Annotated in this window: 14 protein-coding genes; 8 read left to right on the forward strand and 6 right to left on the reverse strand. The window is 73.2% G+C overall.

Annotated features, from left to right (window positions below; all coding sequences use genetic code 11):
- Positions 1-4 precede the first annotated feature (4 nt).
- Complete coding sequence (locus ABZ312_RS07645) at positions 5-1,015, reverse strand: aldo/keto reductase (protein ID WP_500324710.1); 1,011 nt, start codon at positions 1,013-1,015, stop codon at positions 5-7.
- A 289-nt stretch (positions 1,016-1,304) separates the two neighbouring features.
- On the opposite strand from ABZ312_RS07645, the gene ABZ312_RS07650 reads away from it, so the two are divergent.
- From ABZ312_RS07650 to ABZ312_RS07665, 4 genes are all read left to right on the forward strand, one after another.
- Entirely contained in the window at positions 1,305-2,408 is a 1,104-nt protein-coding gene (locus tag ABZ312_RS07650; protein ID WP_500324708.1) for an NADH:flavin oxidoreductase/NADH oxidase, read from the forward strand.
- 109 nt (positions 2,409-2,517) lie between these two features.
- Positions 2,518-3,087 carry a GNAT family N-acetyltransferase gene (locus ABZ312_RS07655; RefSeq protein WP_500436781.1) on the forward strand — a complete coding sequence of 190 codons (570 nt, stop codon included), beginning with the start codon at positions 2,518-2,520 and terminating at the stop codon, positions 3,085-3,087.
- Positions 3,088-3,199: 112 nt separating this feature from the next.
- Positions 3,200-4,678: a hypothetical protein gene (locus ABZ312_RS07660; RefSeq protein ID WP_500324704.1), complete on the forward strand. Its 1,479-nt coding sequence runs from the start codon at positions 3,200-3,202 to the stop codon at positions 4,676-4,678.
- A 117-nt stretch (positions 4,679-4,795) separates the two neighbouring features.
- Positions 4,796-5,320: a P-loop nucleotide/nucleoside kinase family protein gene (locus ABZ312_RS07665; protein WP_500324702.1), complete on the forward strand. Its 525-nt coding sequence runs from the start codon at positions 4,796-4,798 to the stop codon at positions 5,318-5,320.
- A gap of 279 nt (positions 5,321-5,599) precedes the next feature.
- On the opposite strand, the gene ABZ312_RS07670 is transcribed toward ABZ312_RS07665, so the two are convergent.
- The gene (locus ABZ312_RS07670) at positions 5,600-6,454 is read right to left on the reverse strand and encodes an NAD-dependent epimerase/dehydratase family protein (RefSeq protein WP_500436783.1); all 855 of its coding nucleotides are present in this window, start codon (positions 6,452-6,454) and stop codon (positions 5,600-5,602) included.
- A gap of 136 nt (positions 6,455-6,590) precedes the next feature.
- Between ABZ312_RS07670 and ABZ312_RS07675 the strand changes: the two genes are divergently transcribed.
- Positions 6,591-7,439 (forward strand): helix-turn-helix transcriptional regulator, encoded by an 849-nt coding sequence (locus ABZ312_RS07675; RefSeq protein WP_500324698.1) that lies wholly within the window; start codon positions 6,591-6,593, stop codon positions 7,437-7,439.
- A gap of 193 nt (positions 7,440-7,632) precedes the next feature.
- Here the strand turns inward: ABZ312_RS07675 and tpg are convergent, their stop codons facing one another.
- On the reverse strand, positions 7,633-8,181 hold the full coding sequence (gene tpg / locus ABZ312_RS07680) for a telomere-protecting terminal protein Tpg (RefSeq protein ID WP_500359237.1): 549 nt from the start codon (positions 8,179-8,181) through the stop codon (positions 7,633-7,635).
- A 15-nt stretch (positions 8,182-8,196) separates the two neighbouring features.
- Positions 8,197-10,269 (reverse strand): telomere-associated protein Tap, encoded by a 2,073-nt coding sequence (tap, locus tag ABZ312_RS07685; protein ID WP_500324697.1) that lies wholly within the window; start codon positions 10,267-10,269, stop codon positions 8,197-8,199.
- Positions 10,270-10,715: 446 nt separating this feature from the next.
- Between tap and ABZ312_RS07690 the strand changes: the two genes are divergently transcribed.
- Positions 10,716-11,039, forward strand: coding sequence for a hypothetical protein (locus ABZ312_RS07690; protein WP_500324695.1), 324 nt, complete (start codon positions 10,716-10,718; stop codon positions 11,037-11,039).
- A gap of 4 nt (positions 11,040-11,043) precedes the next feature.
- Here ABZ312_RS07690 and ABZ312_RS07695 read toward each other — a convergent pair whose 3' ends face one another.
- Entirely contained in the window at positions 11,044-12,021 is a 978-nt protein-coding gene (locus ABZ312_RS07695) for an AraC family transcriptional regulator (protein WP_500436785.1), read from the reverse strand.
- 71 nt (positions 12,022-12,092) lie between these two features.
- Between ABZ312_RS07695 and ABZ312_RS07700 the strand changes: the two genes are divergently transcribed.
- Positions 12,093-13,466: an FAD-dependent oxidoreductase gene (locus ABZ312_RS07700; protein WP_500436787.1), complete on the forward strand. Its 1,374-nt coding sequence runs from the start codon at positions 12,093-12,095 to the stop codon at positions 13,464-13,466.
- 124 nt (positions 13,467-13,590) lie between these two features.
- Positions 13,591-14,448, forward strand: coding sequence for an alpha/beta fold hydrolase (locus tag ABZ312_RS07705; protein WP_500436789.1), 858 nt, complete (start codon positions 13,591-13,593; stop codon positions 14,446-14,448).
- Between the two features lie 22 nt (positions 14,449-14,470).
- Here ABZ312_RS07705 and ABZ312_RS07710 read toward each other — a convergent pair whose 3' ends face one another.
- Positions 14,471-15,517, reverse strand: coding sequence for a TDT family transporter (locus ABZ312_RS07710; RefSeq protein WP_500324687.1), 1,047 nt, complete (start codon positions 15,515-15,517; stop codon positions 14,471-14,473).
- Positions 15,518-15,558: the final 41 nt, after the last annotated feature.

Below are 15,558 nucleotides of genomic sequence, written 5' to 3' on the forward strand. Positions count from 1 at the left end.
GCGTTCAGGCGCCGTTCGGGAGCGGCGCGGCGGGGCTGACGAGGCCGGAGGCGCGCAGGTCGGACCAGAAGGCGGCCGGGACGTCCTCGTTGAGCGCGGCGATGTCCTCGGCGATGCGGCCCGGCTTGGTCGAGCCGGGGACGGCGGCGACGGCCACCGGGTGCGCGAGGGAGAACTGCAGGGCCGCCGCCTTGACGCTCACCCCGTGGCGGGCCGTGATCTCCTTGATGCGCCGTACGCGCTCGACGATCTCCGGAGGCGCGTCCTGGTACTCGAAGTGGGTGCCGCCGGCGAGGACCCCGGAGCTGTAGGGGCCGCCGACGACCATGCCGACGCCCTGTTCCTGCGCCTTGGGCAGCAGCCGCTCCAGCGGTCGCGCGTGGTCCAGCAGGGTGTAGCGGCCGGCGAGCAGGAAGCCGTCGGGCTGCGGCTCGTCCAGGTCGAGCGTCAGCTCGATGGGCTCGACCCGGTTCACGCCGAGGCCCCAGGCCTTGATGACGCCCTCGTCGCGGAGCCGGGACAGCACCCGGAAGGCGCCCGTGCGGGCCTCCTCGAACTTGCTCAGCCACAGGTCGCCGTGGAAGTCCTGGGCGATGTCGTGCACCCAGACGATGTCCACGCGGTCGACGCCGAGGCGCTTCAGGCTTCCCTCGATCGACCGCTCGGTGGCGTCGGCGGTCCATTCGTGGAGCATCGCGTTCGGACGGCCGTGCTCGAAGAGCCCGCCCTTCTCGCCGAGGTCGCGGGCGCCCGGCTCGGGCTCGTCCAGGATGACGCGCCCGACCTTGGTGGCCAGCACGTACTCGTCGCGGGGCCGCCGCGAGAGCAGCTCGCCGAGCCGCAGCTCCGCGAGACCCGCGCCGTAGAAGGGGGCCGTGTCGTAGAAGCGGACGCCCTGGTCCCAGGCGGCCTCCAGGGTCGCGCTCACCTCCTCTTCGGGGATGGCGCGGAACATGTTGCCGAGGGGGGCGGTACCGAAGCCGAGGCGGCCGGGGATGAGTTCCTTGAGCGACATGATGGTGCCTTTCGACGACCGTACGCGGGGGGCGAGGTACCCCGCCGCGGGGCCGGGAGGTGAGGGGATTGCGCCTTACGAGGATCGAGGTTACTTGCAGACGCGGACTAATGCAAACGCTTGATATCTGCGTCATCCACTTGTGGGCGATCGAGCACTGCACGCGGGATGCGGGAATTAATCAGCGCGTGCAATTATTGAGGGAGCCTGTAGGGCGCATACGCATGAGCGATGCAACGACGCGTTGCCGCGTGACCCGGCCCCGACCGCCCCCTGAGGAGACAGCTTCGTGACCACCACCTTGTTCGAGCCTTTCACCCTCCGGTCGCTGACCATTCCGAACCGGATCTGGATGGCCGCAATGTGCCAGTACAGCGCCGCGCCGGACGGCGAGCAGGCGGGCGTGCCGAACGACTGGCACTTCACGCACCTGGCGGCCCGGGCCACCGGCGGCACCGGACTGATCATCACCGAGGCCACCGCGGTCAGCCCCGAGGGCCGGATCAGCCCGTACGACCTCGGCATCTGGAACGACACCCAGGTCGAGGCCTTCCGCCGGATCACCGCCTTCCTGAAGTCCCAGGGCACCGTGCCCGGCATCCAGCTCGCCCACGCCGGCCGCAAGGCCTCCACCGAACGCACCTGGGTCGACCGCGGCGCCCCCATCACCCCCGACACCCAGCACGGCTGGACACCCGCCGGCCCCAGCGCCGTCCCGTTCGACACCGGCTCCACCACACCGGAGGAGCTCAGCACCGAGCAGATCGGCCGGATCGTGGCGGACTTCGCCGCGGCCGCCCGGCGCGCCCTGGACGCCGGGTTCCAGGTCGCCGAGATCCACGGGGCCCACGGATACCTCATCAACCAGTTCCTCTCCCCGCACAGCAACCGCCGCACCGACGGCTACGGCGGGGACTTCGCCGGCCGCACCCGCTTCGCCCTGGAGGTCGTCGACGCCGTCCGCGCCGTCTGGCCCACCGACCTGCCGGTCTTCTTCCGCATCTCCGCGACCGACTGGCTGAGCGAGAACGCCGACGACGACCGCGAGGGCTGGACCGCCGACGACACCGTCCGCCTCGCCAAGGAGCTGCAGGCCCGGGGCGTGGACCTGATGGACGTCTCCACGGGCGGCAACGCCCCCAACGCCAGGATCGTCGCGTCTCCCGGCTACCAGGTGCCGTTCGCCGAGCGCGTCCGCAACGAGACCGGTATGCCCGTGGCGGCCGTCGGCATGATCACCGAACCCGACCAGGCGCAGACCATCGTCGCCTCCGGCAAGGCCGACGCCGTCCTCCTCGGCCGCGAGCTGCTGCGCGACCCCTACTGGGCGCGCCACGCGGCCACCGCGCTGGGCGGGAAGGTCACCACCCCGGTTCAGTACCACCGTTCCTGAAGGTCGTAACAGCCCCGTCCCCGTCGTACCGTCGTACGGCGGGGACGGCGCACGCCGGAGGCGGAAATCGCGTTGCGCGGCGTCTCCCCGCCCGGACAGCATCACCCCCGTGACCTACACGCTGCGTGAGTACGCCCCTGCGGACGAGGCCTCCTGGCTGCGCTGCAGGGTGCTCTCGTTCCTGGGCACCGCCTACTACGACGACGTCGACCGCGCCAAGCCGCCGATCCCGGCCCCCGGCCTGGAACTCGTCGCCGTCGACGCGTCGGGGACGGTCGTCGGCATCATGGACACCGTCGTCGACACCGCCCTGGCGACCATCGACACCGTCGCGGTCCACCCCGACCACCAGCACCGCGGTCTCGGCCGGGCCCTCCTGCACCGCACACGCGCCGAGGTCCGCGAGCGGGGCGCGACGACCCTCGACGCCTGGACCCGCGACGACCCGGACACCCTCGCCTGGTACCGCGCCATGGGCTTCGCGGAGAGCGACCACTACCTGCACGTGTACGCCCACCAGTACACCGCTCCCGGCGAACCGGACCGCGCGATCCTCACCCCGCGCCCCGGCCTGCGGCTCATGGCCGCCTTCCTGCACGCGCAGCTCGAGGACGAGACCCGCATGCGCGCGGAGTTCAGCCGCGTCCACGTGTGCCGGCGCTTCTCCATGACGACGTGACCCCTCGCCTTCCCCGACGGCCTTCCCCTGCTCGCCGTTCCGGTCCCGCCCACGCCGGACGGCGCCCCCCGGCATCGCACGGCCGGCCTGGCCTGCGCCACGATGGTGCCCTGTGAACGACCTCCTGTACGGCCTGGCCGGCAATCCCTCGCTGCCGCCCGAATGGGTCGACCGTCTGATCGCGACCGCGGACGCCGATGTCGCCGGTGCGCTCGCCGACCGCCCCGACCTCACCCGTGCGCAGGTGGCGGCCCTGGCCGCGCGCGACGAGGGCGCCGCCCTGAGCCTGGCGTACGGGGGACGTCTCTCCGCGGCCGATGTCGATCCCGTCGACCGGCCGTTCGTCGCGCTCGCCCTGCTGGACGGGCGCGCGGGACCGCCGGAGTGGGCGCGCCTGCTGGCCACCACGGGGTCCGTCGAGCAGCGGGAGAAGCTGGCCGGCTGCCCCGGTCTCCCCGAGGATGTGGCGCGTGCCCTCGCGGCGGACCCCGAGGTCGGGGTGGTCGCGGAACTCGCGCTGTGGACGACGTCCGATCTCGCCGCCCGCCTGGCGGAGCACCCGCATGCCGGGGTGCGTCGCGCGGTCGCGGTCAACGAGGCGACCCCACCTGATGTGCTGGCGGCGCTCCTCGACGGCGGAGCACTGCCTCCGGCACGCTTCTGCCGGGTCTGCGAACATGAGCCGACGCATGAGCCGACGCCGCCCGGGGAGCACTGCGAGGGTGCGCACGAGTCCACCGTGCACGCGACGCTGCAGGCCGCCCTGGGCAATCCGGCCACGCCCGCGTCCGCCGCCGCAGCCTTCGTCGACCATCCGTCCCTGCTGCTGCGCCAGGAACTGGCCGGGCGGATCGACCTGCCGCCGCAGGTGTACGCGCGGCTCGCAACCGACCCCGTCCCCTGGGTCAGGGCGCAGCTCGCGGACAACCCGGGGATCGGCGAGGAACTGATCCGGACCCTGGCCGTCGACCTCGGCCACGACGTGCGGCGACGGCTCGCACACCACCCGGCGGTGCCGCTGGACGTCCTGGACCGGCTCGCCTCCACCGTCCGGATCGGTCCGACGCCGCTGCCGCGCATCTCCTCGGCCACTCCCGACGAGATCGCCGGGCTCGCCACCTCACCGAACCCCGTCCTGCGGATGTTCCTGGCCGGGCGAACCGATCTGCCCGACGAGATCCGCGACGCCCTGGCCCGCGACCCGGACGCGAAGGTGGTGGGCGCCCTCGCGCCCCATCCCGGTCTGAGAGAAGCCCAGTTGGCGTCCATGATCGACCGGCATGGTGCGCGTGTCGCCGCGCGGGTGGCGGCCAACCCGGACGCGACTGCGGCCCTGCTGGAGCGATTGGCGCACATCCGGCCCCCCGTCCGGAAGGCGCTGCGCGAGATCGCCCGGCACCGGCACGCGACGGCCGCGGCGCTGATCCCCTGCCTCGACGACCTACGGGCAAGGCCCCTGGCCGCGGCCCACCCGGCCCTGCCGCCCCCGGTGATCGCCGAACTGCTTGCGGACGAGGACGCGCAGGTGGTGCACGCGGCGGCCGCCAATCCGTCCCTGCCGTCGGCGGCGATGGCACGTCTGCTGCGCTGATCGTCGTGCGGCCGAGGGCTTCCTTCGACGGCCCGAGGGTCTTGCCTGCATCAGGCGGGCCGGCACCGCCGGACCCGAAGCCTTGCCGCCGCCCGCACAGCGCTAGCATCGGGACGCATGATCGTATGGCTCAACGGCACCCACGGCGCGGGGAAGACGACGACCAGTGCGCTCCTGCAGCCGCTGATCCCGGATTCACGGGTGTTCGACGCCGAGAAGGTCGGCGAGACGCTCATGGACATCACGCCCGGGCTGCCCGCGACGGACAACTTCCAGCACTGGCCGCCGTGGCGACCGCTCGTCGTCGAGACCGCCCGGCGGGTACTCGACTACACCGGCGGCACCCTGGTGATGCCCATGACCGTCCTGGTCGAGCGGTACTGGCGCGAGATCAGCTCGGGCCTTGCCCGGCATGCCATCCCGGTCCGGCACTTCGTCCTCCACGCCGACCAGGACACCCTCCGCGGGCGCATCGAGGGCGACACTGTTCTCGGCCCCAATTCCCCGTTCCGTCTCCGATACCTCGAGCCCTACGCCGAGGCGGCCCGCACCTGGTTGCACGGCGAGGCAGAGGTAGTCGACACCACGCACCTCACGCCCGCCCAGGCCGCCCAGCAGATCGCGGAGGCCGTCAAGGGCTGAGGTGCTGAGCCGAAGCACGATGGGTGTCACCACCGGCATCCACTGAACTGCGGCTTCGGCCGGGCGAAGCACAGTGGTTGTCACCGGTACGGCGCGCTACCTGTCACCCCCTCTGCGCCCCGCAGCCGCCTGAGCCGAAGGCAGCAGCATCAGATCCTGCCCGCGCGGTGCCGATCGTGACGCTACCGGTGCTGTACCTGGTGGCGGTCGTGATCCGTGTGGCGGGGGCGGTGCTGGTGGGGCGGATCAGAGGGGGGGACCAACCTCGCGTGGTGACCGTCACAGGGCTCCGGCGTCCCGGGCCGTCCAGACGCTCGGATAGATCGGCCGGAAGCCGAGCTCCCGGCGGATGCGCTGGTTGGACATGATCCCGAACCACGGGTCGGGGTCCGTGAGCTCGTGGAGCCCGGCGGGCACCTCGACGCCGTTGAGCTGGTACAGCTCGACCGTCGTGACAGGGGCGTCATCGGCGATGTTGTAGATCCGGCCGGCGATGCCCGGCGCGTACAGCAGACGCATCAGACCCTGGGCAACGTCCGCGTGGTGGGCCATCTGCAGGCGCTGGTGCGGCGCCCAACCGGCGGCCCAACGCAGGGAGTCGGTGAGGTGCGGGTCGCCCTCGCCGTAGACGAAGGGGAGCCGCCCGATGCGTACGTCCAGGCTCTCAAGCGCAAGCAGTTCACGCTCGGCCTCGGCCTTGGACTCGGGGTAGGCGCCCCACATCTCGCCGCCCGGCCGGCTCTCGTCCGCCTCGGTCAGCGGGCGGCCCCGTCCGACGCCGTACACATTGCCCGTGCTGACCTGCACGAACCGCTCCACGCCGGAGGCCTGCGCGGCGCGGCCCAGGGCCACCGCGGCGTCCCGGTTGACGGCCCATGCCTCCTCGTCCGGCACCCCGCGGAAGGAGGCGGCGACGTTCACGACGGCGTCCACGCCGACGAGCGCCTTGCCGAGTGTCTCCTCGTCGCGCATGTCTCCTACGGCGACCTGGGCGCCCAGCTCCGCGAAGCGCTCGCCGCGGGTCGCATCCCGTACCAGGACCCGCACCTGCTCGCCCGGCTGCCGCTGGGCCAGCAGCCTCGGCACGAAGCGGCGTCCGACCTGTCCCGTCGTTCCGGTCACCAAAGTCAGCATGATGTGCTCCTCACGCGCTGTGTCGCCTGTCGTTGACGACCAGCCTCGGCGGATACGGGAACGACCGGGAGAGACCTCTTCATCAGGGGATCGGGAGTCCCTGGATAAGCCGGCCGGCCTCCCGCACCCTGGAGAGGTGAACCGAGGCGAACTAGCCGACTTCCTGCGCCGCGCCCGCGCCCGCCTGGACCCCTCCGACGTGGGCCTCACCGCCGGCGCCCGCCGCCGTACGCCGGGGCTGCGCCGCGAGGAGGTGGCCCAGCTGGCCGGCATGTCCGTGGACTACTACACGCGGATGGAACAGTCCCGGGGCCCGAGCCCGTCCCGCCAGATGCTCACCGCGCTGGCCCGCGCCCTGCGCCTGACGGAGGACGAACGCGACCACCTCTTCCACCTCACCGGTGAACAGCCGCCGCGCCGGGAGGCGACCAGCACGCACGTGCGCCCGGGCCTGCTCCTGGTGCTGGACCGGCTGGACGACACCCCGGCGATGGTGGTGACCGACTGCGGCGAGGTCCTGGCCCAGAACGCGCTGTCACGGGCGTTGAGCGGAGACGTCCTCGCCCGCCCGCCCCAAGGACGCAACATGATCCGCCGATTCTTCCTGGACCCGGCGGCCCAGGAACTGTTCCCGCCCGAGGACCGCCCCGAGCGCGCCCGCGAGCAGGTCGCCGGCCTGCGAGCGGTGGCCGCGGCCCGCCCCACGGACCCCGAACCCTCCTCCCTCGTCGCCGAACTACGCGCCGCGAGCGAGGAGTTCGCCCGCCTCTGGGACGAACATGAGGTCGCCGTACGCCGCGCCGCCACGAAACGCTTCCGGCACCCTGCGATCGGCATCCTCGAACTCGACTGCGAGGTCCTGGTCAACTCCGACCACAGCCAACAGCTCGTCATTCACACGGCCCGTCCGGGCACGGAGTCGTACCAGCGTTTGCAGTTGCTGCGGGTGGTGGGCTTGCAGGACCTGTCGCCGACGAGCTCCTGAACGCGTGCGCGCCTTTCACGTTCGCTCCCTGCCCACCGCACAGCGCCCACGATCCCGAACTCCGCGCCATCTGGCGCCGACAGCGGCGCAACGTCTGCCACTGGCACAGGCAGACGGACGACCACCCCTACTACCGAGCGCTCAGGCCCCTGCCTGACGGCCACGCTGAGCAGCTGGCCGAGGCTATCGACACTCAGAACTCGAACTCGACGTAGTCGATGTCGGTGAAGTCGACGTGCAGTCCCTGCGCGCGGCGGCCGCGGTCCTTGAAGTAGACCTCCTGGAGGCCCTCCGCCGCGATGGCGCGCAGTTGGTCCTCGCCGGCGCCCGCGGCACGGGCGGTGAAGAGACGGGCGGCGTAGTCGGGGGGAAGGGCCTGGGTGACGAGGCGGACGCGGGCGTCGTCGGTGGAGCCCGGGGCGGCCGTGAAGCCAAAGCGGGCGCGGGTCTCGATCACGATGCCGCCGGTGGTGGCCGCGTGGCGGCGGGCGCGTTCACGGACGCGGGGCTGCCACCGTCTGCGGACCTCGTCCTCGAGGCGGCCGGCCAGGTCCTTGCGGGGACGTTTGATCTCGCCTGTGAGGTAGCGCTCGACGGTGCGCTGCGAGACGCCCAGCAGGGCGGCGACGGCCCTGGTGCCCTTCTCCTGCTTCACCAGGAACCGCATCTGGGCCTGCGCCGACTTGGGCACGGGCCGTGTGAGGGTCTTCGCCGTGGCCTTGTCGAGGCCGTCGCCGAGCATGCCCACCGGACTCTCCTACTCTCCGTCGAGTGCGGCGTCGCCGCCCTTGATGTGGCGGGCGGGGTTGTGGCCGTCCTCGAGCAACTCCACGGCCCACATGAGGGATTGGGTGCCCTCGTGCTTGACCATCCCGGGCGACACCCCGAGCCGGAAACCGCCGGGCAGCGGCTTGCCCTCGGGCGTGCGCGGCAGGAAGTCCAGCGGGCCGGGGCCGTCGGACAGGTACACGGCGCAGTCGGAGAGCACCGCCACCGGGAAGAGGCCCACCGCCGCGAACCTGACCATCTTGCGGTGCATGTTGACGCGCGCGGTGGCGATGACGGCGGCGCGGATGTCGGGGCGCCACGTGGGCCGGTCGAGGGCGGGCCAGCGCTCCCCCGGGCGGTAGCCGGTGCCCTGAGGGCGTTCGCGGAGCTTGCCGATGCCGCCCTTGACGGTGGCCTTGACGGCCGAGAGGAGGCCGGCGCGGGCCGGGTCGGCCTCCTTGTGGTGTTCCATCGCGGCGAGGAATTCGGCCTCCGGCATGCCGGAGACGACGCCGAGTTCGGCCATGGTGGTCATGTAGGCGTCGCGCAGGCGGCCGTACCAGGCGTCGAGGTAGGCGCCGTGCTCGGGGCGGACGTACGCCTCGGTCGGGCGCACGTCGTGGCCGAGTTCGACCGCGTACGCCACGGTGGGGGTGGCATACCAGGCGGGGCCCCCGGGGCGGGTCCCGTCGGGGGTGAACGGGTTCGGCAGGCGCGGGTCGACGTCGATGTGCGAGAGGTCGACGAGCCAGGACCCGGGCAGCGCCTTGTCGAACTCCGGGGCGCGGACGTGGACGGCGGCGCCGAGGCCCACGTTCAGGCGGTTCGCGGCGGCGGCGAACGCCATGTTGACGTCGATCCCGACGGCGTACTTCCGGGCGCACTCGTCGTCGGTGAGCAGTTGCGGGTCCCGGGTCCACTCGAAGGCCTCCTCGTCGAGGACTTCTTCCGGGGTGCGGCGGTGCCCGCGCGCGAACAGCGAGGCCACGACGGGGTGTTCGTCGGGGGCCTCGGGAGGTGCCGGGTCCACGGGCTGCGCGAGGGCACCGGGGTTCGGAGCCGGGACCCAGGAGCCGGTGGCCTGGTCCTTGACGGCGCGGGTCGGCGGGCGCAGGGCGGTCATCAGTTCCAGACCGCTCACGGCGGTGGAGCCGCGCGGGGTGATGACGCGGTGCGCGTAGTCCGCGAGCAGTTGGGCGAGCTCGGGGGGCGGCAGGTGCTCGACGTCGCCCCAGGAGCGGCTGTCGAGGGCGCCCCACGGCAGGACGGCGAGTTGTACGCACTGACGCCTGCCGTCCTGCGCCGGGCGGTACACGCGGGCCCAGGGGCCGAACCCGCGGCGGGTGAGCTGCCACTTGGCGCGGGCGATCTGCCGGACGACCTTGTGGTCGGCGGGCAGGCGCAGGGCCCTGCGGTCCTCCAGGACGGTGGGCAGGCCGAGGCGTTCGGCGGCCGGGGCGGTGAGGACGATCAGCGGGTCCGCGTCCTTGCCGTTGCGGTGCAGGCGCGGCGCACCGAGCCTCGCTTCGGTGAGCGTCCACGCGACGAGCGAGGGGACATCGGTCGCCGGGCAGGGCAGCACGAGGCCGCCGGCGCAGTAGGCGGTGCCGTCGCCGTCCAGCACGGCGAGCGGGCCGTGGGCGAAACGCGGATCCGCCGCGTCGGGCACGGGCTCCGCTTCCTTGCGCGCGGGGGCGTGCGCCGGCCGCGCGGGGCGGGCGGCGGGCGCGGTGACGGCGGCAGGCGCGGCAGCGGGTCCAGGGGCTGGGACGGCGGGGGCCGCCGGGGCGGCGGGCACGGGCTCGGGTTCCGTGGCGCCGAGTTGGGCGGCGATGCCGTCCAGGAGCTTGGCGTACGCGGCGCGGGTGGCGCCCTGCGGCTCGCTGCGGCCGGATTCCCAGCCGGCCACGGTCGTCCGGGTCACGTCGAGCGCCTCGGCGACCTCCGCCTGGGTCAGGCCGTACTCGGTGCGCAGCCGTGAGCGTTCGGCGGGCTCGGGCAGGCGGGTCCGCCGCGGCCCCGGCTTCAGGAGGGCGTCGACGGGGTCGGACGTGCTGGCCATGCGGCGGTGGGCTCCTTCGCTGCTCGGTCCTGGCCGGTTACGGGCGCACAACGAGGTTCCGTGGGGAGGAACTCGCGCGGGTGCTGCCCCGTGAGGATACGGGCCTGATTGCGCCGCGGGGGCAGCGGAAGGCTGCTGCCCGGCACCCGGCGGGAAAGCCGTGCGGGTGCCAGGTGGAAACGGACTTCCCGCTGCCTGCGTCGTCGGCGTGCCGGGCGACCGTCCGGGCCGACAAGCGCCAGGCCCGGGCCGCGCTCTCCTCGACGGTGCGCCCGTCGCACGGTGCCTCCCGTACGTCCGACGTCGGCATCCCCGGCCCTCCCTCCGCCGCTCCGTCCGGCCCGGGACCATCCTTTCCGGGCCCGCGACAACGGACCTTATCGGCCGGCAAAGCGGCCCGCGGGCACCGAAGCGCCCGGCGGGGCGTCCGTCGTAGGGTGTGGTCCGTGACCGACCTCATGGGCTGCCTGATCCTCACGGCCGTACTGGCCGGGGTCATGGGCGTGTTCGCCTGGCTGGCGCGGGTGATCCGGCGCCGCGGTCTCGCCGGCCATGCGGTCGCCGCCGCGCTGGCCTCCTATGAGGAGGCGTTCCGCGTCACGTCCTACGAGGCCCACCAGGAGATCCGCACCCAGGCCGAGCGCAGGCTGCCCTTCGACTCGCCGGACGAGCCCTGGCGCCCGGCCCGCGCGACGGTCCCGGCCCGCCCGGCCGTACGCTCCGCGCGGGGGCCGCGCACATGGGTCCGCCGCCTGCGTCGTCGCCACTGACCGGTCACGGCCGGGACGCTCCCCCGCCGGTCGCGGCGCGCAGGCTCAGGACGGAGGCACCCTCGCCGGGCAGGCCATGACGGGCCGCGCGACGGAGCCGGGCGGGGGTGTCGCCCGCCGCGAGGCGGAAGGCGCGGCCGAAGGCGGACTCGGAGGCGTACCCCACGGCGGCGGCGACGGCGGCGACCGGCTGCTCGGACTCCGTGAGCAGTTCCGCAGCGAGGAGCATGCGCAGCCGCATCAGGAACTCGCCGGCGTTCATCCCGGCCTCCCGGCCGAAGTGCCGGATGAAGGTCGCCCTGGACATGGAGGTGAGCGCGGCGAACTTCTCGATGCCCCAGTCGTGGGCGGGGTCCCGCAGGACGGCGTCGGTGACGGTCCGTACGACGCCGCGGGTGGAGGCGAGCCACGCTGCCCGGCCCATGCCGGACACCCCGCGCAGGGCCAGCGTCAGCAGGACGTCGCAGAGGGAGTCGAGGACGGCCTCCGTGCCGGGGCCGGCGGCGCGTGCCTCGTCGCGCATGAAGGCGCCGAGCAGCGCGAGGGGGCTGCCCGCGCCGGTGCCGAGCGGGACGTGCAGCACCTCGGGCAGCATGCCCATGAGCACCTGGCCCGCCCCCGGCCCCCAGGTGTAGTGACCGCAGAAGAGATCGACGGGCACCGCGTCGTCGCCCGGCGCGGTCCCGCTCACCAGGGCGTACGGACCGACGTCCTGGCGATCGACCGACGTGGCCGGGCCGGGGCCGTGCGTGTGGATGCGGTGCGCCGTGCCTCGCGGGAGGAGCACCATGTCGCCCACGCGCAGTTCGATGCTCCGGTCGGGCAGTTCGAGGGTGCATTCGCCCTCGAGCAGCAGGTGGAACGGCGAGCTGCCGCTCCCGCCGGCGGGGTTGTCCAGGGTGTGGCGGCCGGCGATCAGGCAGCGGATGTCGACGCTGCCCCGCAGCCTGGCGAGGTGGACCATGCGGCTCAGGGTGTCCATGAGACTTTCTCGATAGAAATCGGTACTTGCTGATCTTGGCAGCTCGCCTGACGACGAGCAAGGTGAGAGCCATGGAAACCATGCATGTCGATCTCCTCGTGATCGGTTTCGGGAAGGGCGGCAAGACCCTGGCCGGACGGATGGGCCGTCTCGGCAAGCGCGTCGCCATCGTCGAGCAGTCGGACTCGATGTACGGCGGCACCTGCATCAACGTGGGGTGCGTACCGACGAAGGCGCTGATCCACCGGGCGGGGGAACGCCGCCCTGACGATCCGCCGGAGGCGGGGTTCCGTGACGCCGTGCACAGCACGACCCGCCTGACCGAAGCGCTCCGCGCGAAGAACTTCGAGATGCTCGACGCCGTCGACTCCGTCACGGTCGTCACGGGCCGCGCCCGGTTCGTCGCCCCGGAGACGGTGGAGGTCAGCGCCGGGACCGATCGCCTGCTCATCACCGCGCGGACCGTGGTCGTCAACACCGGCGCGGAGCCGGTGGTGCCCGACCTCCCCGGGCTGCGCACCAGTGCGTACACGAGGACCAGCGCCGACCTGGTGCGGGACCCGCGGCGTCCCGCCCGCATGGTGGTCCTCGGGGCGGGCTACCGGGGGCTGGAGTTCGCCGGGATGTACCGCGCGTTCGGCACCGAGGTGACGGTCCTGGAGGCGGGTGCGCGGGTGCTGCCGCGTGAGGACGAGGACGTCGCCGACGCGGTGGCGGGCGTGCTGGCGGGCGATGGCGTCACCGTCGTGACGGGAGCGACCGTCACGGGTGTCACGGACGCCGCGGACCACGCCACCGTGCGCTACCGCGTCGACGGGCAGGAGCGGACGGCCGACGCCGACGCCGTCCTGGTCGCGACCGGGCGCAGACCCGCCACCGCGGGGCTCGCCCTTGAGGTCGCCGGGATCCGGACCACCGAGTCGGGTGCCGTCGCCGTGGACGAGCACCTGCGCACCAGCCGGCCGCACGTCTTCGCCGTCGGCGACGTCAACGGCGGGCCCCAGTTCACGTACATCTCGCTCGACGACAGCCGGATCGTCGCCGACCAGCTGACCGGTGCCGGCACGCGGACGACACGCGACCGCGAGGCCGTGCCGTACACCCTCTTCACGACGCCCCCGCTGTCCCGCGTCGGGCTCACCGAGAAGCAGGCACGCGAGCAGGGGTACGCGGTCGGCGTCGCCGAGAAGGCCGTCGGCGAGATCGCCGCGATGCCCCGGGCGAAGATCGTCGGGGAAACGCGGGGGCTGATGAAGTTCGTCCTCGACACGGCGACGGACCGGGTGCTCGGTGCCGCCTTGCTCAGCGTCGACTCCCAGGAGCTCGTCAACACGGTCGCGCTGGCGATGCGGCACGGGGTCACGGCGACCGAGCTGCGCGACACGATCTACACGCACCCGAGCTCGACCGAGGCCTTCAACGAAGTGCTGGCCACGGTCCGGTGAGCGCGGTGAGGCCCTGCCGTCGCCTGCGCCTTTTGAGCCGCACCGAACCTTGCGCCGGACAATGTTGGCGACGGCGGCACGCACACCGTCGACGGCGGGGGCTCACCCAGCGCAGGACGGCATCATGCCTTCGTACGTGCACACCACGGCACCGACCCGGTACATCGAGGTGGACGGCGACCGTTACGCCCATCGCCGTTTCGGGGCGGATTCCGGGACGCCGCTCCTGATGCTCCCGCACTTCCGCGCGGGCATGGACCACTGGGATCCGCTCGTCACGGACGGCCTCGCCGAGAACCGGCCGGTGATCCTCTTCGACAACGCCGGGGTGGGGAACTCGGGCGGCCGGACGCCGGAATCGGCGGAGGGTTTCGCCGGGAACGCCGTCGCGTTCCTGCGGGCGCTCGGCCTTCCCGAGGTCGACCTGCTGGGCTTCTCGGTGGGCGGGTACGTCAGCCAGGCCCTCGTTCTGGCCCATCCCGAACTGGTGCGCCGCCTGGTCCTGGTCGGGACGAAGCCGCGCGCGGGCGAGATGGCGGGCGTCGGCGAACGGGTCGCGGAGGTGGCCGCCCACGAGGTCCTGACCGAGGAGGACTACCTGTACCTCTTCTTCGACGGCTCCCCCGGCGGACGCCGGGCCTGCCGGGAGTTCTGGCTGCACCGCCACGAGCGGACGGTGGACGCCGACGCCGAATCCGGCCCGGACAGCGTCCGCGCACAGCAGGCGCTGCGTGCCGACTGGAACACCGGACGGGGCGAGCGGTTCACGGAGCTGCGGCGCATCACCCAGCCGACGCTCGTCGTCAACGGCAGCGACGACATCATGGTCCCGACCGTCAATTCGTGGATCCTCGCGCAGTACATCCCCCACGCGCAGCTCGTCGTCTACCCGGACGCGGGCCACGGGGCGCTCCTCCAGTACCCCCGGCTGTTCTGCGCCCACGTCGCCCGCTTCCTCGACAGCGAGGTCCCCTTCACCTGACCTCGTGGCGGGCCCGCCGTCACTACGCCCCCGCGACCGCCCGGTGCCGGCCCACCGCGCGGACGGCGTACCGGACGGTCGCCGCGTACAGGACGAGGAACGCCCCGCCGACCAGGACGATCACCAGCCAGGTCAGGCCCTGCCAACCGGGGACGGCGGCGCCGTGGAGCCAGCGGACGAGGAAGTTGCCGGTGGCCGCCGCGGGGAAGGAGAAGACCCAGTAGCCGGTGTGGAAACCCTCCTGCCGGACGTGCGGCACCAGGAACAGGACGATCAGGACGGTGAAGAGCACCAGCCCGGCGAAGCCGTACCCCACGGCGTCGACCCGTCCGCCGTGCGCGGCGGTCCAGGCGAGGCCGCCGACGGCCGGCGGGATCGTGAGGACGGTCAGCGTGGGGCGCGCGGGTCCGGGCAGGCCGTCCGTCACGAGGCGGCCGAGGACCACGGTGCCGAAGGCGAGCCAGTACAGGACGCCCACCGCGAAGGCGGCCGAGGCCGCGTCGGGAAGCGCGACCGCGGTGCCGGTGGTGCTGGCGATGAAGGGTCCGGAGACCACCGGCAGCAGGTAGCCGGGGTGCAGCGGGGCGGAGCCGAGGCCGCCGGTCACCCAGTGCGCGAGCAGCCGGGCGGCGAGGGCGGCGGAGGCGAGGGCGAACAGCGCGTAGAACCAGCGGGCGCCGTCGACCCCGAAGCGAGCGAAGTGGCCGGTGGCCAGCATGCCGATGATCGGGACGTACGCGAGCGCGAAGCCCTGACCGGGGTGGCGCAGGTCCTCCAGGATGTTGCGCCGGCGTGCTCCGCCGTGCCGCACGTACTGCGCCAGCAGCACCACCCACAGCAGTCCGCTGACCACGAACAGGGCGTCGCTGACCCCGATGGGCGCGGCCACCGTGGCCGAGGCCGACTGCCAGAGCCCGCCCAGGCCCGCCGTGCCGAGGGAGACCGACATCATGGCGATGTGGGTGGCGCGCCGGGCGCCTCCGCCATCCCCGGCTGCGGCGTGCGCGGGCCCCGACGAGTCGTCCGGGGGCGTGACGGTCACGGGTGCGTCGAGTACGGCCGGCTGCATGCGGTGCTTCTCCTCGGGGGTCCGGCGCCGCTGAGGGGCGC

Origin of the sequence: Streptomyces sp. NPDC006207 (assembly GCF_040613835.1) — a bacterium.
Taxonomy (GTDB): Bacteria; Actinomycetota; Actinomycetes; order Streptomycetales; family Streptomycetaceae; genus Actinacidiphila.